This window comes from Marinomonas pontica (genome assembly GCF_026191375.1).
In the GTDB taxonomy this organism is placed as follows: domain Bacteria; phylum Pseudomonadota; class Gammaproteobacteria; order Pseudomonadales; family Marinomonadaceae; genus Marinomonas; species Marinomonas pontica.
On record NZ_JAODTL010000061.1, the window covers coordinates 11,433 to 33,662 of the forward strand.

Consider the following 22,230-nt stretch of genomic DNA (forward strand, 5'->3'; position numbering starts at 1 on the left):
TGGCAATAACGTTCTGACCGAATCGGACAAAAATCACTAACCATATGATAGGGAGCAAAATGTGGGTAAATCGGACGCGAGATTGTACAAAATCACACCAACCAATACAAGCGAAAAGCAATAGCTTTATACATTTTTCGTATTTTAGGTTGACCCTGACACAAGCCTTACCTAGCATGAGGCACACTTGCTGATCAGCTTGAGACTACTTAGCTTCGGAAATTGCATGCAACCTATACAAATACACGATGTTGTGGCCAATGAATTTGGCCAAGTGAACGACTATATTATGTCACAACTTAGCAGTGACATTCCTCTCATTGAACAAATTGGCTACTACATCATTAGCAACGGAGGAAAGCGCTTAAGACCACTACTGGTTTTACTTGCTGCCAGAGCCAGCTCAGAGTTAGACAAGCAAAAACTCGATCACACCATTCAAATGGCCACCATCATTGAGTTTATTCATACCTCCACACTACTCCATGACGATGTTGTTGATGAGTCGGACATGCGTCGCGGCAAAAAAACCGCCAACGAAGAATGGGGAAATGCCCCCAGCGTACTGGTCGGTGACTTTCTTTATTCTCGCGCCTTCCAAATCATGGTCGATGTTGGCAGCATGCAATGCATGAGCATTCTTGCTAAAACGACCAATATTATTGCCGAAGGTGAAGTGCAACAACTTATTAACTGTGGCGATCCAGACACTACCGAAGAAAGCTATTTAAAAGTCATTCAATACAAAACTGCCAAACTGTTTGAAGGTGCCGCACTCTGTGGCGCCGTCATAGCCAATGCCAGCACAGAACATCAGGAAGCACTAAGACAGTTCGGCATGTACGTAGGAACGGCGTTCCAACTGATTGATGACGTAATGGATTACACCAGCACCGCAGAAGAAATGGGGAAAAGCGTCGGCGATGACCTTGCTGAAGGCAAACCCACTTTACCGCTTATCTTCACCATGAAGCATGGCCCTCAAGACGCAATAGAACGCGTAAGACAAGCCATTCTCACTGGCGGCCTTGAGCAGCTAGAAGCCATAGTGAATGATGTGCAACATTGCGGAGCGATTGAATACACCCAGCAAAAAGCACAAGAGCAAGCTGACCTTGCCATTAAAGCCATTATGCCGCTACCAGAATCCGACTACAAAGCCGCACTAATTGCCTTGGCTGAGGCTTCGGTGAAGCGTCGTCATTAATCGCTCTTGAGCAAACCAAACAAGACAACCTCTTTGTTTGGTTTTGCGATCTACGGCGCGAATTTACTCTTTTTTCAATATATCCATGACAACCTGCGCTGTCGCACTCGAATTCTGCTGCATAAAACAATGACCACCCTCAACATCGATCAGCTGAATATTGGGGTTAAGTTTCGCCGCTAACCGGTACGCCTCTTTAAAATAATCAAAGGTATCCTTTCCTTGCACGATGTAAGTAGGAACCGAAATATTCGCAATAGCACGCCACAATCGTTTCGGGTAACTCGAAAAAATGGCCGCTTCCATCCAAGGTGGGCAACCTAATTGATAGTGCCCCTTTTCATCCTGCTTGATGGAGGCGTCGATGTAATCATCTAAACATGCAGGCTCCCAACCTTTAAAAGTCCCTCTTTCAAAAAAGCTATTTTTTACTTGGGCCAAACTTTCCCACTGCGTGCGTCGGCGGCGAGCCTGTCTCGCTAATGGAATCTGGCTTTTTAAACCAGACAGTTTCACGCCACGCATCATCCAAATCAGTCGGGGCGGGAAAAGAGCAGGATCCAACAACACCAAACGATCAAACAACGCAGGCGTTTGCTCACTCATTAAAGCCGTCATGCAACCGCCAAAACTGTGCCCCATTCCAATCAATCTCGTGTTAGGCAAAGAAGACTGTCGCGACTGCAAAGCCGCCACAAAACGCGAAGCCGTTCTGTTCCAGCCGATAAAGGACTCTCCTGCTGAGGATTCACCATGGCCGGCGGCGTCTTGCATAATCAAATTGTACCCTTCCAGTTTCGACAAAAAATGCGAATACGTCTTCACTGAAAAGCCATTACCATGAAGGAAATGAATGGTTGGTTGATGAGGCTCTAACGCGCTCGCATAACCTTGCAGATGCCCGCCTTCGACTGGGTACTGCCACGCGGTTACATTTAGCTCTTTTTGTGACTTCATAAAAACACTCGAAGCGAATAAAACAAGACGAAAGCACACATACTACCAGAAAAAACATCAGCAAATGACGCCACCTAGCATCATTAAAAGTCTGTTTGCGCCTTGCTACAAACGGCTAACCTGCTGAAATATCATAAAAATGATCAATTTTCAGGCAGGTAATTTGCTTTTTTCCGTTCAAACATTCATATTAGAGTTCCAAACCGATATAATCAGCTGGATTTTCTACTGCAAACTGGACCACAACAATCCACCAGACTATTTTGAGTCACCGGCTGGATGTGGATATAGGACTATAATGACTACAGCTTCATCTTTTGAAAAAGACGAACTATTAAAATGCGGCCACGGTGAAATGTTTGGTGCAGGCAATGCCCAACTTCCTGTCGGCAATATGCTAATGATGGATCGCATTACTCACATCTCGACTGAAGGCGGTGAGCACGGCAAAGGCGAAATTATCGCTGAGCTAGACATCCACCCAGACCTATGGTTTTTTGCTTGTCACTTTCCTGGTGATCCAGTTATGCCTGGTTGCCTAGGCTTAGATGCGATGTGGCAGCTAGTAGGGTTCTTCCTTGGCTGGAAGGGCAATAAAGGGCGCGGACGCGCACTGGGTTCAGGCGAAGTAAAATTCACCGGACAAATCCTTCCAACCGCGAAAAAAGTAACTTTCCACATTCACCTGAAGCGCGTTATCGAACGCAAACTTGTGATGGGAATTGCAGACGGAAGCGTTAAAGTTGATGGTCGTGAGATTTATACTGCAAAAGATTTGCGTGTAGGTTTGTTTACGTCAACAGATAACTTCTAAAGATTAAGAATGAAAGAGGCACATTTATGCGTCGTGTAGTAGTAACAGGTCTTGGCATTGTCAGCTGCCTAGGTAATGACAAAGATAGCGTTCTAAACTCGTTACGCGAGGGTCAGTCTGGTATCCGTTTCGCCGAAGATTACAAAGAACATGGCTTTCGTAGCCACGTTTGTGGTCGTATTGATCTAGATGCAGAAAGCATTGACCGCAAAGTTCGCCGTTTCATGGGCGATGCGGCCACTTACGCTTATGTTTCCATGCAGCAAGCTATTGTGGACGCTGGATTAACAGAAGACCAAGTATCTAATATCCGTACCGGCCTAGTAGCAGGCTCTGGCGGTGCATCTGCCCAAAACCTAGTTGATGCAGCAGACACGCTACGCGAAAAAGGCGTTAAGCGCGTTGGACCATACCGAGTTACTCAAACTATGGGCAGCACGGTTTCTGCTTGTTTGGCAACGCCATTCAAAATCAAAGGCGTAAACTACTCAATCACATCCGCTTGTTCTACTAGTGCGCATTGTATTGGTAACGCAATGGAGCTGATTCAGCTAGGCAAACAAGACATCGTTTTTGCTGGCGGTGGCGAAGAAGAAAGCTGGACTCAAACATGCATGTTTGATGCGATGGGCGCTCTGTCTTCTAAGTACAACGAAACGCCAGAAAAAGCGTCTCGTGCATACGACGCAAACCGTGACGGCTTTGTTATTGCTGGCGGTGGCGGTATGTTGGTCATCGAGGAGCTTGAACACGCTAAAGCTCGCGGCGCTAAAATCTACGCAGAATTAGTAGGTTACGGTGCAACATCCGATGGCTACGACATGGTGGCTCCTTCTGGTGAAGGCGCAGTACGCTGCATGCAGATGGCAATGAGCACAATCGATGGTGACATTGACTACATCAATACGCACGGTACAAGTACACCTGCAGGCGACATGAAAGAGCTTCAAGCGGTTAATGAAACATTTGGTGACAATATCCCATTGATCAGCTCAACTAAATCCTTGTCTGGCCACTCTTTAGGCGCGGCGGGTGTTCATGAAGCAATCTACTGCTTGCTAATGATGGAGAATAACTTCATCGCCGCATCAGCAAACGTAGACGATCTTGATCCTGCAGCGGGCAATATCCCAGTAGTGACAACTCGTAAAGACAATGCTGATCTGAACATGATCATGTCTAATAGCTTTGGATTCGGCGGAACAAACGCCAGCCTAGTATTCAAAAAATACTCTGCATAAACCCTATTCCAAGCCACAAAAAAAGCCGCATCACATGATGCGGCTTTTTTATGCGTAGTTGGCCGTAAAAATACTTACTGAAAAAGAACGTCATTTCCTTTAGGAAGCTTCGCCATTTCGGCACGCATCCACACGTCCATTTCATCGTGCAATGCGGATGTCTTTTTACCTTCAGATTCAATAATAGGGCCAATCACTACTCGTATTGAGCCTGGGTATTTACGCCATTTCTTACCTGGCCAAGTGTAACCTGCATTATGCACAACAGGCAGAATTGGCACGCCTGCCGACGTTGCGAGCATAGCTGCCCCTTTATTGAACGCTTGCTCTTGATTGGGTGCTATACGCGTGCCTTCGGGAAAAATAAGCACAGAGCGACCATCGTCCAAACGCTCTTTACCTTGACTGATAATTTGCTTCAGTGCGTTCGTACGCTGTGAACGATCAATCGCAATCGGCTGAACCATGCGCAACCCCCAACCGAAGAAAGGCACCGACAACAGCTCTTTCTTTAATACCGTTGAAACAGGCGCCATCAGCACCTGTAGCACATAGGTTTCCCATTCGCTTTGGTGGTTGGCAACCAAAACAACAGGGCGATCTTTGTTGATATTCTCGCGACCTAATATTTCGACCTTCACGCCACACATAACACGAAAGACAAACAACAAACCTTTATTGTGTAAATTTAGGACTGGCTGTCGGAAGTTCTTCGGTAACAACACCGTGGCAAAAGGCGCTAACACACCAAAGACGATGGTAGATACCATATAGTAAACGGCAAATACGGATGAGCCGATCCACGACCGCAATGACCCCAATATGCTCATTAACACCCTACTCCCTATGCTATTTGTTCAAGTATGTTTGCTGCTGTTTCAATGGATTCGCATACATTGCCAGCACGGTTTCTTTTAGGTTATCAGGACAGCGCTCCAAGTAACTTGCAAAAGCACTATCCGTTGTTGGCAATCCTTGCTGCAGAGCCAAAGCCGCTTCATTCGTCGATTGGATGGCGTAATTTGTAATGATTTGACGATCGACTTCCGCAACGAACTCTTCCGGTGTGTCAAAGCCGTCTTTGATAACGTCACCAAATGTCACAACAACCTTGCCTTTTTGACCGACAATGCCATTTTTGATGCTGTCTATGTCTTCAAATTCGGCTTTTTCATAATTCCCTGTCGTCGATTTTTGATGAAGCTCGCGCGCCTTGTCAAAAGCACAAGGGTCGTATTCATACGAAATGGACACAGGCACGATCTTTAAGTTTGCCATCGCATCAGTGAAAGGCACTTTTTCTTTCTTCTGGCTCATGTAAAACATCTTAATAATCGCCGGATCAGTTTGATCTAAGCCATCTTTGGCACGCCCTTCTTTTTGCGCGATCCAAATATTCGCTTGATCCGTCATGAGAGAGGACGAGATGTACGCCGATAGCTGACCAAAAGCGGCCATCATTTCACGAATACCGTTCGCTGAACGCTTCACAATAAAACTTTTATTCAGACGCATCAGATCCGACACGAAAGGGCGACGCAACAAGTTATCACCAATCGCGATACGCACAGTGTCTAACCCTGCCAAATACAAACCATAATTCACAAACGCAGGGTCCATCGCAATATCTCGATGGTTTGATAAAAACAAATACCCTACGCCTTTCTCTAATTTTTCAATGCCTCTGTATTCCACGTTGGTGGTCGTGGTTTTTATCATGCGCTCCATATAACTGGCGACACGCATTTGGAACTCATGAACATTAGAGATATTGGCGATTTGGCGCTTCAAGGCAAACTTAACCGCAAAGGCTAATGGCGCTTTTAGAAACGCAGGCCATTTCGCAAAACGAAAACCAATAATGGTATTAATGAAATCTGGAGTATCTACCAGATTGTTCAGCACCTCGGCGACTTCATCGTCGTTGTAGGGGCGTATATCGTGAAACTGATCCATTTAATTTTCCATCAGTAAAAACTGTTTTTGTATTTTTGTTATTCGCTATTGTTAAAGGGTCTGAATATCAAACCCTAAGCTTTCCAATTCCGCACGTTTTGATGTCGCAGTAACGACCGCTACGTTCTCATTCGCTTTCGTTAAATACGTCTTCGTCACACGCTGCAGCTGCTCAATCGTGACCGCCAGCACTTTGGCACGAAACGCTTCTCTGTACGCCAAACTGCGTCCGTGTAGTTGCACGTAGAAATCACTCTGCGCCTCTCCCGCTGGGGAACTTGGCTTATCCATAGAACCGATAACACCCAAGATCGCTTCTTCCAATGCATCTTCACCGTGAGTTTCATTCAACATCCACTCAATAGACGCATCAAAATCGGCCAAAGTCTCCGTCAAACGAGGATCTCGGTAAGAGTAAAAACGGAACGAGCCAATGCTACCATCAAATGTAGCACCACCACCGTAAGCGCCACCTTGCTCTCGAATCACTCGGTGCAAGAAACCATTGCGTAGGAAACCACCCAATACAGTCAATGCCGCCACATCAGGATGATCGCCATAGGCCGTACGAAATGCCTTACTGCAGAAGCTCACTTGGGTTGACGTCAACCACGCCACTTTCACTTGCGCGTCCACTGGCGCCATGACAAACGCCGTCTTTGCACCGCCTACCGGCAAATCCGCAAACACAGATTGCGCTTCACTCAATACCGCCGCTTCATGCTGAGGTTCAGCAACCAGCAATAGCTGCTTATTAGCTTGTAGCAATTTACTGTGTAGGCGTTTAAAAATAGCCAACACCTTCTCGGCAGCCTTGCTGTCGGCCTTCATTGCATCATCTAGAGCAATAGCAGTACGAATGCCTGACATACCACTCCATTTTTCTTGCTGTGCAGCCAAACCTGACAATGCGCTGGAAGCGGCCGTCATGGCAAGAGAATGACCTTGCCCTGTAATAGATTGTTCACGACGAGCTCGACGTTGCGCCACCAGCTCTTTGACTCGGCTTACTTCATCAAAGCGCACGTTAAGCATCGTGTCTTTTAACAACTCACTCATGGCTTTCACGTTTGGCACCAAAGCTTTCGATGACAAAATAAAATACCCATTGAGTTCTTGGCGATCAGCAATCGTAGCGCGAATCGAATTCGACGCTCCCAAGCCACCACACACCTGAGCTTGGCGCTCTTGAACCGCAAGATAGTCATCTTCCCCAATGCCCAATTCGGTCATCATTGAAGAGAATAACGGCAAGTACTCGATTTCTTCTTCATCAAGCGCTGGCAAGTCCATCACCAACTGCTGATATACCAAACCGTTGGTGCCTTGAGGGTAAAAAGTAACAGGCAATGCGCCCGCAACTTTTTGATTGTCATATTCTGGCAGACGCGCCGGCACATCTTCTAAGCCCACTTTCGGCAGAATACTCATGTCGTCCACTTGCGATTGACGTGTTTTTAATGCCGCACTGCGCTCAATGATTTGCTGTTTATCTGCATCAGACAAGGCCGCTTTGATCTTACTCAAACGGTCTTTCTCTGCCTGATTACGGCGTGCTTCAAGTGCATCATCAGGGCTTAATGTTAATGTCACTCGATGGGCATTAGACAACAACAAGCTGTTGATCAAATTCGGAATGTACGCGGGATCCTGTATTTTTTCACGCATTGCGTTAATAACCGGATCCAGATCAAGCTGAGCAATCACATCACCCGCATGAACCGCCGTCGACAAACCCGCTAAAATAAGCTGCAATCCATAAGGATAGCTGCCGCCGCCGATTTCACGTTGGCTCAATTCTAATTGGTGCAACATGGCCTCCACCATGTCTTGTGGCACGCCTTTTTCAGCAATGCTTTCTAATGTCGACAACACCAATGCTTCTACTTTTGGGGCGTCTTCGCGTTTTACCCCTTCCAGCCCGCACATAAAGCTCATTTCTTTATTGCTGTCTTCAAGACCACACATTGGCGAAGGTGCACGACCTAGATCGCTGTTTTCCAACACTCTCATCAGCGGTGAGGCACTGTTGTCTAGCAACACACTAGACAACAATTGCGCTTCGAACTGCTGATTCAAATCCGTACTCTCACCCAACAACCAACCCACTACAACATGACTGCCATCTTCTTTTACTTCTTCCGCAGCGTAACCTTCCTCTACTCGCACTGGAGAGAAATACCGCTTCGCGTTCGGCACACTGACCTGTTCTTCCAATCGCTCAAAACGACTCAGTACTTTGTCTTCGAATTCGGCCTGCAGTGTTTCCGCAGGAATATCACCAAACGTCATAAAAACAGCATTAGAGGGGTGATAATGAGTACGATAAAACGCCAATAAATCTTGGTAAGACAAATCCGGAATGTCCGTTGGCTCGCCACCAGAATTAAAATGGTAAGTGTTGTTTGGGAACAAATACTTGGTCAGAGTTTGCCACAGTACCGACGTCGTTGAACTCATCGCACCTTTCATCTCGTTAAAGACAACGCCTTTGAACGTCAATTCTGACTCAGCATTGTCAGGCTCGGCGAATTCTAAGCGATGGCCTTCTTGGGAAAAATCCAACTCGTCTAAACGAGAAAAGAACACGGCGTCTAAATACACACCCAACAAGTTGTTGAAATCTTTTTTGTTCTTGCTGGCGAATGGATACGCGGTCCAATCAGACGACGTGAACGCATTCATAAAAGTATTCAGCGAACGACGGATCATCATGAAAAAAGGATCGCGGACAGGAAAACGCTCAGATCCACACAACACGGTATGCTCTAGAATATGAGCAACGCCACAAGAATCGGTTGGAACCGTCTTCAAGCCAACGAGAAAAACATTCTCGTCATTTTCAGAAGCGATATGAAAATGTTTAGCACCTGTAACGGTGTGTTCAAACTCTTGAACGGTCACATTCAGAGCATCGATAAACTCACTGCGAAGAAACGTAAACGCAGGATGGTGTGCGGTGCTATTTGCCATTCTCGACCTCGATAAAATTAGAATACGATAATTACAATATTTTGGGGCCGCTTGGACACTCTCAAGACAACATAAGTCCAAGACAGCAAAGTGGCGGAATTATAGCAAAAACATGGCTTTTACTGCACGAACTAACGTGAACCCTTTCGTTTTGATGAGCCTCAAAAACTAACGTTTTTGGTGCTTTTCCCAGTTTTCCAAGCGGGCTTTCTCGCTTTTTTGAACAAGACGTACACGGCTCCCAAACCACCATGATGGCGCTGTGCGCTATGAAACGCCATGACATTATCCAAATCTCTTAACCACTTATTTATATAACTCTTGATCATCGCCTGACTATCGGGATCTGGTGTACGATCCCCTTTACCATGGACAATAATCGCCACTCGAATATCATTACGCACACAATCTTCAGCAAACTGATACACCTGCTCTCGAGCCTGAGCCACCGTACGTCGGTGTAAATCCAACCGAGCCTCAATGCCATATTTTCCTTGTCGAAGTCGCTTAAACACCCCTTCCTGCACGCCTGCGTTCTTGTACTCGAGCATGTCATTGGGTTCTACCTTCTCCACATAATCATGAGATAAGTGGTTATTGTCTGCTTCATTAGCGATCAAAGCGGCACGCTGACGAACCGAAAAATCGACCTCTGGCCCTTTTTTGCCGAGATACACTTCGCTTTTTTTCAGTGGTCGAATCCCCGCCACTTCTTGAGCAAACAAAGACGTTTCATCTTCGTCATTCACAACCAATACCTCATCAAACCAATCGCATTCGCTAAGCGCTAACATAGAACAATAAAGGCCCCAATAGGAGCCTTTATTTCTTCAACCTTAGACAGGCCTATTCTAATTTATGTAGGAATCAGAACGGGATGTCATCGTCGAAATCATCAAAGTTTGGTGCTTGCTGAGGCTTTGGCTCAGGTGCGCGCTGCGGCGCAGGTTGTTGTGGCGCGCGTTGTTGCGGGGCGGCTTGAGCTGGTGCTTGTTGTGGCGCATTTCCCCAGCTACCGAAAGACTGTGGCGCAGCTTGTTGTGGTGCCGCTTGCTGAGGGGCAGCTTGATGCGCTGGCGCTTGTCCATAACCACTTTGTGGTTGGTTAAAACCTTGTGGCGCAGCCTGCTGAGGCGCTTGGCCGTAGCCACCTTGTTGTGGTGCAGATTGTTGCGGTGCTTGACCGTAGCCACCACCTTGCATTGAATCGTAACCACCACCTTGTTGGCCAGCATTATCACCACGACCGTCTAATAATTGCATTTCATTCGCAATGATTTCGGTTGTATAACGCTTAATACCGTCTTTTTCCCATTCGCGTGTACGCAATGAACCTTCTACGTAGACTTTTGACCCTTTTTTAATAAAGTCTCCAGCAATCTGGCCCAAGCGGAAGTTACCGCGGTCCATGAAAGAGACACGGTGCCACTCTGTACGTTCTTGCATTTGACCTGTTTGCTTGTCACGCCAGCTTTCTGTTGTTGCCAAGTTAACGTTTGCAACCGCACCGCCAGAAGGCATGAAACGCACTTCTGCGTCGTTGCCCGCGTTACCAATCAAGATTACTTTGTTTATTCCACGTGCCATGACGCTTTTCTCCAGCTAAAAATAGAATCGTGTTTTTCTAAATACGCGCTTGTGGCGCTAAACGCAGTAATGCGTCTTTATCCAATAATTTCTTGTCCACTTTAAGATAAGCGGTTTGCTCATCTTTAAAAATCTGCATATCTTCCACTCCTTGGATAGTTAAAAGTTCGTCCGCCATCTTAGATACTTCATCATGGGTCATGCTGGACACGCTGAATGCCAAACTGCTCAATTGGCGCGGCGCAGGTTGAGCCAAGCACACAAGAGACCAAGCCAAAAACACGATCCCTACAACCCAAAAAACACCACCATGTGAGTGATGTTGCAGTAACCAACCACCGCTAATGCCACCGAAAAACGACCCCATAAACTGATGCGTTGAAAACACACCCATCGCGGTACCACGATAGCCAACAGGAGCCAGTTTACTCACCAGTGACGGCAGCACTGCTTCCAGCGAATTAAAACCAACAAAATAGACCCATAGTAGGACACCAAAAGCCCACAGATAAGGTGCCCATTGCAGCCCAATGGCGCTTATCCCCAGCAACAACATAATGGCAATTAGGACGCCCTTCATCTTGCCTTTGGCTTCCGCAATAATCACTAATGGTAACATACCTGCAAAGGCAAAACCCATGATCGCCAAGTATAACCAACTGTGTTGAGCCAATGGCAAATCATACCGCTCGATGAGTAAATTCGGCACCGTAACAAACAACGCGGTCAAGCTTGCGTGCAACAACAAAACACTGACATTTAAGAAGCGTAATTTTGAGTCTTTCAACACCAAACCCAACGCCAAAAGACTCGGTGTTGTGTCTCGCTTAAAGGTATGTTGCACAATATTTGGCACAGCAAATAGGATCAAGACGATCCCAAGTAAAGATAGCGCAAATGACAAATAAAACAGCCCAGACAATCCAACCAAAGCAAAAATCCAAGGTCCAAGCACCAACGACAACATAAAAGACGCGCCAATACTAATACCCACGATCGCCATCGCTTTCGTACGATTTTGCTCTCGCGTCACATCACTCAATAACGCCATCAAAGTACTGGCAATCGCCCCAGCCCCTTGCACAGCTCGCCCAACAATTAAAACCATAATACTTTCTGCATTTGCGCAAATCAGGCTACCAACGGCAAACAACAATAAGCCAATCACGATCACACGCTTACGGCCAATTTTGTCAGACCACATGCCCATCGGAATTTGTAAGCTCGCTTGAGTCAGACCATAAATACCAATGGCGGTACCGATCAACGCGGCATCAGCACCGGTTAAACCATCCGCCGCAACGCTGATAACAGGCATAATTAGGAATAAACCTAACATTCTAAAAAGATAAATCAGCGCTAACGCAAGAACTGAACGACGTTCGAGTAGATCCATAAGGAGGTTTCAACCGTTTAACTTGGATGGTTAAGAAAAAGATTGTCAATTTTACAAAAAATACCGTTGAAGCTCCATTTCAACTACTGTAAAAATAGACAGTTATTTAATTTACTGGCAGATTTCTTTCTGTTGATCAACTTCACACTGGAGACTCATGGATACCATTACCATACGCGGGGCCCGAACTCACAATCTAAAAAATGTGGACCTAGACATCCCAAGAGACAAACTTGTGGTGATAACTGGCCTATCCGGCTCAGGTAAATCCTCTCTTGCTTTTGATACATTATACGCAGAAGGCCAACGTCGTTACGTAGAATCTCTTTCAACTTACGCTAGACAATTTTTGTCTATGATGGAAAAACCCGACATCGATCACATCGAAGGTCTCTCTCCAGCCATCTCCATCGAACAGAAATCTACCTCTCACAACCCGAGATCAACCGTTGGTACAATAACAGAAATATACGATTATCTACGATTGTTATTTGCTCGTGCAGGACAACCTCGTTGCCCAGATCATGGCGAGCCATTAGAGGCGCAAACCATATCACAAATGGTTGATAAAGTGATCTCGCTCCCAGAAGAAACCAAAATGATGCTGCTTGCTCCCATCGTTAAAGACCGTAAAGGTGAGCATTTACACACGATTAGCGACTTACTTTCTAAAGGTTTTATTCGCGCACGGATTGATGGCATTGTTGTGGATTTAGATGATGCGCCGACACTGGAAAAAAACAAAAAGCACACCATTGAAGTGGTCATCGATCGCTTCAAAGTACGTCCTGATTTACAGCTACGCTTAGCTGAGTCCTTTGAAACCTGCCTTGGACTATCAGATGGTATTGCTAAAGCCATCAATATGGATGACGAGAATGAAGAGTATATCTTCTCTAGTAAGTTTGCCTGCCCTGTGTGCGGCTACAGCTTAACTGAGCTAGAACCTCGACTCTTCTCATTCAACAACCCCAATGGCGCTTGCCAGACGTGCGACGGGCTGGGTACGCATCAAATGTTTGACCCAGAGCGCATTATCCAAGATGAAACACTGACCCTTGCGGAAGGCGCTATTCGTGGCTGGGGGCGACGCAGTATTTTTTATTACCAACAGCTAAGCGCTCTCGCCAAGCATTATGAATTTGACATCGACTCAAAGTACAAAGACATTCCAAGTGAATTCAAAAAACGCATTTTACAAGGCTCTGGCAAAGACAAAATAGATTTCGTTTATATCAACGAACGTGGCGATAAAATGACCCGATCACATGCGTTCGAGGGGGTCATTCCTAATTTACAACGTCGTTATCATGAAACCGAATCCGACAGCGTGCGGGATGATTTGTCACAATACATTAGCATACAGCCATGCCCTGACTGCAAAGGCTCACGACTGAATCGATCAGCCCGAAATGTCTTCATTGCCGATCAAACGCTACCTGAAGTTGTTACCTACCCAATCGTAGAGTGCTTAAACTATTTTGAGGCCCTTGAATTACCCGGAGCCCGCGGTGAAATCGCGTCAAAAATATTAAAAGAGATACGTGATCGATTAACTTTCCTAGTGAACGTGGGTCTTGAATACCTCACACTGGATCGTAAGGCCGACTCCCTATCGGGCGGTGAGGCACAACGAATAAGACTTGCCAGCCAAATTGGTGCAGGGCTCGTTGGAGTGATGTACATCCTTGATGAACCCTCAATTGGTCTACACCAACGTGACAATGAAAGGCTCATCGCCACACTGACAAGACTCAGAGACTTAGGCAACACTGTTATTGTGGTAGAACATGATGAAGATGCCATTCGCATCGCAGACTTTGTGGTTGATATTGGGCCCGGAGCAGGTGTTCACGGCGGTCAAATCATTGCGAGCGGCACCCCACAGGACATAATGGCGTGCCCTGAATCCGTTACAGGACAGTATTTAACCGGCAAACGTAAAATTGACATACCTACCATTCGCCATCCCGCTAAAGATGAAAAATACCTAAACCTTATAGGCGCAACAGGTAATAACCTAAACACCGTAGACCTGAAGATTCCTGTTGGTGTAATGACCTGCATAACCGGTGTTTCTGGCTCAGGAAAATCGACGTTAATTAACGGCACATTATACCCACTTGCGGCGACAGCGCTTAATGGTGCAACCACTCTAAAAGCGGCGCCCCATGAGCGAATTGAGGGTTTGGATTTATTCGATAAATGTGTCGACATTGACCAGAGCCCTATCGGGCGCACACCCGAATCCAACCCTGCCACCTACACCGGTATTTTCACCCCCATGAGGGAATTATTTTCGGCCACACAAGAATCACGCTCACGCGGCTATAAGCCAGGACGATTCAGTTTTAACGTCAAAGGTGGTCGCTGTGAAGCCTGCCAAGGCGATGGCGTGATCAAAGTTGAAATGCACTTTTTACCTGATGTGTATGTGCCATGTGATACTTGTAAAGGCAAACGATACAATCGTGAGACCTTAGAAATTCATTACAAAGGCAAAAATATTCACGAGTGTTTGGAAATGACCATTGAGGATGCTCGCGAGTTCTTTGACCCGGTTCCTTCTATCGCCAGAAAACTGCAAACACTTATCGATGTGGGACTAGGCTACATTCGTCTAGGGCAGGCAGCAACAACACTGTCGGGCGGCGAAGCACAACGCGTTAAACTCGCAAAAGAGCTGTCAAAACGCGACACCGGAACCACACTCTACATCTTAGACGAACCGACGACAGGCTTGCACTTTGCTGATATCGAGCAGCTATTAAAAGTACTGCATAGACTGCGTGATCACGGCAACACCGTGGTGGTGATTGAACACAATCTTGATGTCATCAAAACCGCAGACTGGATCGTAGACCTAGGACCCGAAGGTGGAAGTGGTGGTGGGTACATCATTGCAGAAGGCACACCTGAAACGATTGCTCAAGCAGATGTATCTCACACAGGTAGATTCTTGAAACAAATGCTAAAGTAACGGATCGATGAATTAACTGATCAATGAAAATACAAATGCCGAATTAGTCAGAACTGATTCGGCATTTTTGCTTAAACATCCATATAAATTATTAGGCAAAAAAAAGCCGAGCTAATAGCTCGGCTTTTTTATTACAAACTGATGTTACTCAGCGGCTTCTGCAACTGGACGATCGACCAATTCAACATAAGCCATAGGCGCATTGTCACCCGCACGGAAGCCACATTTTAAAATGCGAACATAACCGCCAGGACGAGCTTGGTAACGAGGACCAAGTTCAGAGAACAATTTACCTACTGCATCTTTGCTACGAGTACGAGCAAAGGCAAGGCGACGATTCGCAACAGAATCAACTTTCGCCAATGTGATTAACGGCTCAGCAACACGACGTAGTTCTTTAGCTTTCGGCAACGTAGTTTTAATAACTTCGTGTTCGAACAAAGAAGCAGCCATATTTTTAAACATCGCTTTACGATGTGAGCTAGTACGGTTTAAGTGACGTCCACTCTTACGATGACGCATTATACATTCCTTACCAAACTACGGTGGTCAGGGAACAATGACCTAGCGAGCTAGAACTTTGCTATCGTCTTTCAAACTAGCTGGTGGCCAGTTCTCTAAACGCATTCCCAAAGACAAACCACGCTGTGCTAAAACATCTTTGATTTCAGTTAACGACTTCTTACCTAGGTTAGGCGTCTTAAGAAGCTCAACCTCAGTACGTTGAATCAAATCACCGATGTAATAAATGTTCTCTGCTTTCAAACAGTTAGCACTGCGAACGGTCAATTCAAGATCATCAACCGGGCGTAGCAAAATTGGATCAATCTCATCCTCTTCTTCTACAACAGGCGCTTCGCTCTCGCTTTCAAGGGCAACGAACACAGCAATTTGTTGTTGTAGAATAGTCGCTGCGCGACGTATTGCTTCTTCAGGATCGATCGTACCATTGGATTCGATGTCTAAGACTAACTTATCCAAATCTGTACGTTGCTCTACACGAGCATTATCGACGCTGTAAGCCACACGACGAACAGGGCTGAATGAGGCATCCAGCTGCAAGCGACCAATTGGACGAGTCTCATCGTCGCCAGCAACACGAGCATCAGCAGGCTCATAACCACGACCACGTGCGACTTTGATCTGCATAGTTAACTCTGCAGTGTCATCTAAGTGCGCAATGATATGATCAGGGTTAGCGATCTCTGCATCAGCAACCAACTGGATATCTCCAGCTGTTACGATACCAGGACCTTTTTTACTTAGAGTAAGAGTTGCCTCATCTTGCCCGTGTAGAGCGATCGCAACTCCTTTCAGGTTAAGAAGAATTTCAATTACATCTTCTTTAACCCCTTCGATTGCGCTGTATTCGTGTAATACACCGTCGATTTCGACTTCAACAATCGCACAACCTGGCATTGAAGACAAAAGAATACGACGCAACGCGTTACCCAAAGTATGACCAAAACCACGTTCTAGCGGTTGCAGTGTAACTTTAGCGCGAGTATTGCCTAATTCCTGAACTTCAATGTTGCGTGGGGTTAACAATTCGCTCACTGAACGCTGCATAGATCCACCTATTTCTTAATCCTAATCACCGACTTACTTAGAGTAAAGTTCGACAATTAGGTTCTCATTAATTTCAGCTGATAAATCGGCACGCTCTGGAGCAGCTTTGTAAGTTGCTTCCAATTTAGTTGAATCAACTTCGATCCAGTGGATCGGTGCACGATTTTTAGATAGCTCTAGTGCGCTTTGTACACGCAATTGCTTCTTAGCTTTTTCACGGATTGACACTACGTCACCAGCTTTAACTTGGTAAGACGGGATGTTAACCGTAGCGCCATTTACTAGAATACCTTTATGGCCAACTAGTTGACGAGCTTCCGCACGTGTAGAACCAAAACCTGCGCGGTATACAACGTTATCTAAACGTGATTCTAAAAGTTGAAGAAGGTTTTCACCTGTAGCACCTTTTAGACGAGCAGCAGATTTGTAGTAATTACGAAATTGCTTTTCAAGAACGCCGTACATACGACGTACTTTTTGTTTCTCACGTAACTGCAAGCCGTAATCAGATAGACGTCCGCGACGTGCGCCATGCACACCAGGAACGGTTTCTACTTTACATTTCGACTCAAGAGCGCGTGAACCGCTCTTCAATTGCAAGTCGGTACCTTCACGACGAGACAACTTACAAGTTGGACCTATATAACGAGCCATGTATCTGTCTCCTCAATTAAACGCGACGTTTCTTAGGTGGACGGCAACCGTTGTGCGGAATTGGCGTCACATCTGTGATGTTATTGATACGCAAGCCCAATGCATTCAATGCACGAACTGCGGACTCACGACCAGGACCAGGGCCCTTGATCATTACGTCAACGTTTTTAAGGCCGAACTCTTGTGCGACAGCACCGGCACGTTCCGCGGCTACCTGAGCTGCGAAAGGAGTACTTTTACGAGATCCGCGAAAACCAGAACCACCGGCAGTAGCCCAAGACAAAGCGTTGCCTTGACGGTCAGTGATAGTCACGATCGTATTGTTAAATGACGCGTGTACATGAGCAACACCGTCGACAACCGTCTTTTTGACTTTTTTCTTGGTGTTGCGCGTAGCTGGCTTAGCCATATTGCACTTTCCTATTTAATGCTCAGCTCTAGCAAACTTGTGGCTAGAGCGAAACGCGTTTAAATTACTTACGAATTGGCTTACGAGGGCCTTTTCGTGTACGGGCGTTCGTTTTGGTACGTTGACCACGAACTGGTAGGCTGCGGCGATGACGAATCCCGCGGTTGCAACCCAAGTCCATCAAACGTTTGATAGACATACTGACTTCACGACGTAAGTCACCCTCTACAGTATACTTAGCAACTTCGCCACGAAGTTCATCAAGGATTTCATCACTTAATGAACCGATTTTCGCAGTTTCTGCAACACCTGTAGCAGCGCAAATAGCGCGTGAACGAGTGCGACCAATTCCGAAGATGTAAGTCAGAGAAATGACCGCATGTTTATTGTCAGGAATATTGACACCGGCTATACGAGCCATTCACTTTACTCCGTTGTTATTGATGATTAAATGTTAATTCATCACTTTACTTTCATGAGGGCGGCTGATTATGCCTATCTTTAGGACATAAATCAACCACCCTTACCTATCATCGAGCAAACTCGCAATTAACCTTGACGCTGTTTGTGACGAGGCTCAATGCAAATCACTCGAACTGAACCGTTACGACGAACGATTTTACAGTTACGACAGATTTTCTTTACAGATGCACGTACTTTCATGTTCAACTCCAACCTACGCTTAACGCATTAGGCCATTTGGACCATAACCAGTCAGATTAGATTTCTTCATTAACGACTCGTATTGCTGACTCATCAAATGACTTTGCACTTGCGACATAAAGTCCATGACAACTACCACTACGATCAACATAGAAGTACCGCCAAAGTAGAATGGAACATTCCACGCAACAACAAAGAACTGAGGCATCAGAGACACTAGAGTGATGTACAAAGCACCAAACAATGTCAAACGAGTCATTACACCATCAATATATCGAGCTGTATGATCGCCTGGACGAATACCCGGCAAAAAAGCACCGGATTTTTTCAAGTTATCTGCCACATCTTTAGGGTTGAACACTAGCGCCGTATAGAAGAAGCAAAAGAAAACGATTGCTATCGCAAACAACAGCACATAGAGCGGTTGCCCAGGAGCTAGAGCCAAAGAGATATTCTGCAACCATTCCATCCCCTCACCTTGACCAAACCACTGTCCGATCGAAGCAGGAAACAAAAGGATACTTGAAGCAAATATAGGTGGAATTACACCAGCCATATTCACTTTAAGTGGCAAATGACTCTTTTGTGCAGCAAATACTTTTTTACCTTGTTGACGCTTGGCGTAGTTAACCGTTATACGACGTTGACCACGTTCGATGAAAACAACAAACGCAATCGTCGCAATGGCCAATATACCAATCAACAACAAAGCTAAAATATTGATATCGCCTTGACGAGCCGACTCAAACGAACGACCTAAAGCAGAAGGCAGACCAGCAACGATACCAGCAAAGATAAGAATGGAAATACCATTACCAATACCTTTCTCCGTTACCTGCTCACCTAACCACATCAAGAAAACAGTACCAGCAACAAGAGTAACAACAGCAACGGCATAAAATTCAATACCACTACTAAATGAAATCCCTTGACTTGCCAAGCCAACAGCCATACTGGCTGACTGAACAAGCGCAAGCAAAACAGTACCGTAACGGGTGTACTGAGTAATCTTGCGACGACCAGCCTCACCCTCTTTCTTTAACTGCTCTAGCTGCGGACTCACAACCGTCAATAACTGCATAATGATAGAGGCAGAAATATAGGGCAAAATCCCAAGCGCAAAAATACTCATGCGCTCAAGCGCGCCCCCTGAGAATACATTAAATAAACTCAGAATAGTGCCTTCATTTTGATCAAACAGGGCAGACAATCTATCCGGGTTAATACCCGGAACAGGAATGTGTGCACCAATTCGATATACAATAATCGCTATAAACACGAAACGGATACGAGACCAAAGCTCGCTTAGTCCGTTTTGCATTCCAGCAGGTAGTGAGCCACGCTTTGCCATTTATTCCTCGACTTTTCCGCCAGCAGCTTCGATAGCAGCACGAGCACCTTTAGTCACTTTAAGACCACGAACGGTAACAGCTTTGTCGATAGAACCTGACAAAATTACGCGTGCAGTTTTAATTTGATGACCAAGAATGTCGGCGCCTTTCAAAGCAGCCAAATCTACAACTTCAGCATTTACAGCAGCAAGTTCGTTTAAACGAACTTCAGCAACATACTTTGCCTGACGTGAAGTAAAACCGAATTTTGGCAGACGACGCTGCAAAGGCATTTGACCACCTTCAAAACCAGGTTTTACTGAGCCACCGGAACGAGACTTAAGACCTTTATGGCCACGTCCGCCAGTTTTACCCAAGCCGCTACCAATGCCGCGACCAACACGTTTAGGAGCATGCTTGCTACCTTCGCCAGGACGAAGTGTATTTAAGAACATGTTATTCTCCTACCACTTTAACCATATAATAAACTTTATTAACCATGCCGCGTACAGAAGGAGTATCTTCCAACTGACGTGTTTGGCCAACTTTACGCAAACCCAAGCCTTTAACAGTTTCACGGTGCTTTGGAAGACGACCGATCGGGCTGCGGGTTAGTTGAACTGTGATGGTATTATTCGCCATGACACATTACCCCAAAATTTGATCGACTGACTTACCGCGTTTTGCCGCGATTTGTTCAGGTGCTTTCATATCCTGCAAACCTTTGATCGTAGCGCGAACTACGTTTACTGGGTTTGTAGAACCGTAACATTTAGCCAATACGTTGTGAACGCCAGCGATTTCTAGAACCGCACGCATCGCACCACCGGCAATGATACCTGTACCTTGAGAAGCAGGCTGCATGTAAACATTAGATGCACCGTGGTTTGCTTTAACAGGATACTGAAGAGTATCGCCATCAAGCTTCACAGTAACCATGTTACGACGCGCTTGTTCCATCGCTTTTTGAATAGCTTGAGGAACTTCACGTGCTTTACCACGGCCGAAGCCTACTTTTCCGTTTCCATCACCAACGACCGTCAAAGCTGTGAAAGAGAAGATACGACCACCCTTTACAACTTTAGCAACGCGGTTTACTTGAACTAGCTTCTCTTGGAGGTCGCTAGTTTGTTGATCATTAACTGCCATTTGCTACCCCTTAGAACTCTAGACCGGCTTCACGTGCTGCGTCAGCAAGAACCTGAACGCGGCCATGGTATTTGAAACCAGAACGGTCAAAAGCGACCGTAGTGACACCTGCTTCTTTAGCGCGTGCAGCAATCAAAGTACCCACTTCTTTAGCGGCTGCTTTGTTACCTGTCGCTGTGCCACGAAGAGCTTCTTCAAGTGTAGAAGCGCTAGCTAGCACTTTACTTCCACAAGGAGAAATCACTTGAGCATACATATGGCGTGGTGTGCGATGTACAGTAAGACGATTCGCACCTAAGTCACGAATATGCAAACGAGCACGACGTGCACGACGAATCCGAGATTGTTTTTTAGTGTTCATGAATGCCTACCTACTTCTTCTTAGCTTCTTTACGACGAATTACTTCGTCTGAATAGCGAACACCCTTGCCTTTGTACGGCTCTGGTGGACGGAAACCGCGAACTTCTGCAGCAACCTGACCAACGGCTTGTTTATCAATACCACGGATCACGATTTCTGTTTGAGAAGCACATTCAGCTGTTACGCCTTCAGGTAATTCGTAATCTACTGGGTGAGAGAAACCCAGAGACAGGTTAAGTACATTGCCTTTAAGCGCAGCACGGTAACCAACACCTTGAAGAAACAATCTTTTCTCAAAACCCTGACTAACACCAACAACCATGTTGTTAATCAAAGCACGAGTTGTACCAGCTAAGGCACGGCTTTGTTTTGCACCATCGCGCGCAGCGAAGGTAATAACATTTTCTTCTTTAGACACTTGTACGCTTGCGTGAACATTAAACTCTAAAGAACCTTTACCGCCTTTAACAACTACGGCCTGTCCATTTAGAGTCAAATCTACACCACTAGGAAGCGTCACGGGACTATTAGCAACTCGAGACATACTAACTCCTAGAATACTGTGCAGATTACTTCGCCACCGATACCAGCAGCACGAGCTGCACGGTCTGTCATCACACCTTTAGAGGTTGAGATGATTGCAACACCAAGACCTGCTTCTACTTTAGGTAGAGATGCAGTGCCTTTGTATTGACGCAAACTTGGGCGAGATGCGCGTTTGATTTGTTCGATAACAGGCTTACCTTCGTAGTATTTCAACTCGATAGTAAGTGTTGGTTTTACTGCTTCATCTACAGAAAAGTCACCTACGTAACCTTCTTCGCGTAGTACAGCAGCAATCGATGCTTTCATTTTTGATGAAGGCATACTCACAGATGTCTTAGCAGCCATCTGTGCATTACGAATACGTGTAAACATATCCGCAAGGGTATCTTGCATACTCATTTAAGAGCTCCTAATTTAAAAAACCATTGTGCAGCAAA

General features: G+C 45.8%; 24 protein-coding genes. 4 read left to right on the forward strand and 20 right to left on the reverse strand.

Features of this window, described 5'->3' with window-relative positions:
* The first annotated feature begins 226 nt into the window (after window positions 1-226).
* Complete coding sequence (ispB, locus tag N5P32_RS17725) at window positions 227-1,207, forward strand: octaprenyl diphosphate synthase (protein ID WP_265730333.1); 981 nt, start codon at window positions 227-229, stop codon at window positions 1,205-1,207.
* Window positions 1,208-1,270: 63 nt separating this feature from the next.
* Here the strand turns inward: ispB and N5P32_RS17730 are convergent, their stop codons facing one another.
* Window positions 1,271-2,164: an alpha/beta hydrolase gene (locus tag N5P32_RS17730; RefSeq protein WP_265730334.1), complete on the reverse strand. Its 894-nt coding sequence runs from the start codon at window positions 2,162-2,164 to the stop codon at window positions 1,271-1,273.
* Window positions 2,165-2,462: 298 nt separating this feature from the next.
* Between N5P32_RS17730 and fabA the strand changes: the two genes are divergently transcribed.
* Window positions 2,463-2,978, forward strand: coding sequence for a 3-hydroxyacyl-[acyl-carrier-protein] dehydratase FabA (gene fabA / locus N5P32_RS17735; RefSeq protein ID WP_110577393.1), 516 nt, complete (start codon window positions 2,463-2,465; stop codon window positions 2,976-2,978).
* A 26-nt stretch (window positions 2,979-3,004) separates the two neighbouring features.
* Window positions 3,005-4,219: a beta-ketoacyl-ACP synthase I gene (gene fabB / locus N5P32_RS17740; RefSeq protein WP_265730335.1), complete on the forward strand. Its 1,215-nt coding sequence runs from the start codon at window positions 3,005-3,007 to the stop codon at window positions 4,217-4,219.
* A 74-nt stretch (window positions 4,220-4,293) separates the two neighbouring features.
* On the opposite strand, the gene N5P32_RS17745 is transcribed toward fabB, so the two are convergent.
* From N5P32_RS17745 to N5P32_RS17770, 6 genes are all read right to left on the reverse strand, one after another.
* Window positions 4,294-5,049: a lysophospholipid acyltransferase family protein gene (locus N5P32_RS17745; protein WP_265730336.1), complete on the reverse strand. Its 756-nt coding sequence runs from the start codon at window positions 5,047-5,049 to the stop codon at window positions 4,294-4,296.
* Between the two features lie 19 nt (window positions 5,050-5,068).
* Entirely contained in the window at window positions 5,069-6,175 is a 1,107-nt protein-coding gene (locus N5P32_RS17750; protein WP_265730337.1) for a 1-acyl-sn-glycerol-3-phosphate acyltransferase, read from the reverse strand.
* A gap of 51 nt (window positions 6,176-6,226) precedes the next feature.
* Window positions 6,227-9,148, reverse strand: coding sequence for an insulinase family protein (locus tag N5P32_RS17755; RefSeq protein ID WP_265730338.1), 2,922 nt, complete (start codon window positions 9,146-9,148; stop codon window positions 6,227-6,229).
* 161 nt (window positions 9,149-9,309) lie between these two features.
* Complete coding sequence (gene smrA / locus N5P32_RS17760) at window positions 9,310-9,942, reverse strand: DNA endonuclease SmrA (RefSeq protein WP_265730339.1); 633 nt, start codon at window positions 9,940-9,942, stop codon at window positions 9,310-9,312.
* Window positions 9,943-10,015: 73 nt separating this feature from the next.
* Window positions 10,016-10,735, reverse strand: a complete 720-nt coding sequence (gene ssb, locus N5P32_RS17765) for a single-stranded DNA-binding protein (RefSeq protein WP_265730340.1) — start codon at window positions 10,733-10,735, stop codon at window positions 10,016-10,018.
* 37 nt (window positions 10,736-10,772) lie between these two features.
* Window positions 10,773-12,131, reverse strand: coding sequence for an MFS transporter (locus N5P32_RS17770; protein WP_265730341.1), 1,359 nt, complete (start codon window positions 12,129-12,131; stop codon window positions 10,773-10,775).
* 157 nt (window positions 12,132-12,288) lie between these two features.
* Here N5P32_RS17770 and uvrA point away from each other — a divergent pair, with 157 nt between their 5' ends.
* Window positions 12,289-15,111 (forward strand): excinuclease ABC subunit UvrA, encoded by a 2,823-nt coding sequence (gene uvrA / locus N5P32_RS17775; RefSeq protein WP_265730342.1) that lies wholly within the window; start codon window positions 12,289-12,291, stop codon window positions 15,109-15,111.
* Window positions 15,112-15,255: 144 nt separating this feature from the next.
* On the opposite strand, the gene rplQ is transcribed toward uvrA, so the two are convergent.
* The 13 genes from rplQ to rpsH all read right to left on the reverse strand — a co-directional run bounded on the left by rplQ (window position 15,256) and on the right by rpsH (window position 22,192).
* Window positions 15,256-15,633, reverse strand: a complete 378-nt coding sequence (gene rplQ / locus N5P32_RS17780) for a 50S ribosomal protein L17 (protein ID WP_110577384.1) — start codon at window positions 15,631-15,633, stop codon at window positions 15,256-15,258.
* A 42-nt stretch (window positions 15,634-15,675) separates the two neighbouring features.
* Window positions 15,676-16,680 carry a DNA-directed RNA polymerase subunit alpha gene (locus N5P32_RS17785; protein WP_265730343.1) on the reverse strand — a complete coding sequence of 335 codons (1,005 nt, stop codon included), beginning with the start codon at window positions 16,678-16,680 and terminating at the stop codon, window positions 15,676-15,678.
* 33 nt (window positions 16,681-16,713) lie between these two features.
* Window positions 16,714-17,334 carry a 30S ribosomal protein S4 gene (rpsD, locus tag N5P32_RS17790; RefSeq protein ID WP_265730344.1) on the reverse strand — a complete coding sequence of 207 codons (621 nt, stop codon included), beginning with the start codon at window positions 17,332-17,334 and terminating at the stop codon, window positions 16,714-16,716.
* Window positions 17,335-17,350: 16 nt separating this feature from the next.
* Entirely contained in the window at window positions 17,351-17,743 is a 393-nt protein-coding gene (gene rpsK / locus N5P32_RS17795; protein ID WP_009836290.1) for a 30S ribosomal protein S11, read from the reverse strand.
* Window positions 17,744-17,807: 64 nt separating this feature from the next.
* Window positions 17,808-18,164, reverse strand: coding sequence for a 30S ribosomal protein S13 (gene rpsM, locus N5P32_RS17800; RefSeq protein WP_110577381.1), 357 nt, complete (start codon window positions 18,162-18,164; stop codon window positions 17,808-17,810).
* A gap of 128 nt (window positions 18,165-18,292) precedes the next feature.
* Window positions 18,293-18,406 (reverse strand): 50S ribosomal protein L36, encoded by a 114-nt coding sequence (gene rpmJ, locus N5P32_RS17805; RefSeq protein WP_110577380.1) that lies wholly within the window; start codon window positions 18,404-18,406, stop codon window positions 18,293-18,295.
* Window positions 18,407-18,425: 19 nt separating this feature from the next.
* Window positions 18,426-19,757: a preprotein translocase subunit SecY gene (gene secY / locus N5P32_RS17810; protein ID WP_265730345.1), complete on the reverse strand. Its 1,332-nt coding sequence runs from the start codon at window positions 19,755-19,757 to the stop codon at window positions 18,426-18,428.
* Window positions 19,758-20,192 (reverse strand): 50S ribosomal protein L15, encoded by a 435-nt coding sequence (gene rplO, locus N5P32_RS17815; RefSeq protein ID WP_111608640.1) that lies wholly within the window; start codon window positions 20,190-20,192, stop codon window positions 19,758-19,760. It lies immediately after the preceding gene.
* A gap of 1 nt (window position 20,193) precedes the next feature.
* Window positions 20,194-20,379: a 50S ribosomal protein L30 gene (rpmD, locus tag N5P32_RS17820; RefSeq protein ID WP_111608639.1), complete on the reverse strand. Its 186-nt coding sequence runs from the start codon at window positions 20,377-20,379 to the stop codon at window positions 20,194-20,196.
* A 6-nt stretch (window positions 20,380-20,385) separates the two neighbouring features.
* Window positions 20,386-20,886: a 30S ribosomal protein S5 gene (gene rpsE / locus N5P32_RS17825; protein WP_265730346.1), complete on the reverse strand. Its 501-nt coding sequence runs from the start codon at window positions 20,884-20,886 to the stop codon at window positions 20,386-20,388.
* A 10-nt stretch (window positions 20,887-20,896) separates the two neighbouring features.
* Window positions 20,897-21,247 carry a 50S ribosomal protein L18 gene (rplR, locus tag N5P32_RS17830; RefSeq protein WP_265730347.1) on the reverse strand — a complete coding sequence of 117 codons (351 nt, stop codon included), beginning with the start codon at window positions 21,245-21,247 and terminating at the stop codon, window positions 20,897-20,899.
* Window positions 21,248-21,257: 10 nt separating this feature from the next.
* Window positions 21,258-21,791 (reverse strand): 50S ribosomal protein L6, encoded by a 534-nt coding sequence (gene rplF / locus N5P32_RS17835; protein ID WP_265730348.1) that lies wholly within the window; start codon window positions 21,789-21,791, stop codon window positions 21,258-21,260.
* Between the two features lie 8 nt (window positions 21,792-21,799).
* Complete coding sequence (rpsH, locus tag N5P32_RS17840; RefSeq protein WP_265730349.1) at window positions 21,800-22,192, reverse strand: 30S ribosomal protein S8; 393 nt, start codon at window positions 22,190-22,192, stop codon at window positions 21,800-21,802.
* Window positions 22,193-22,230: the final 38 nt, after the last annotated feature.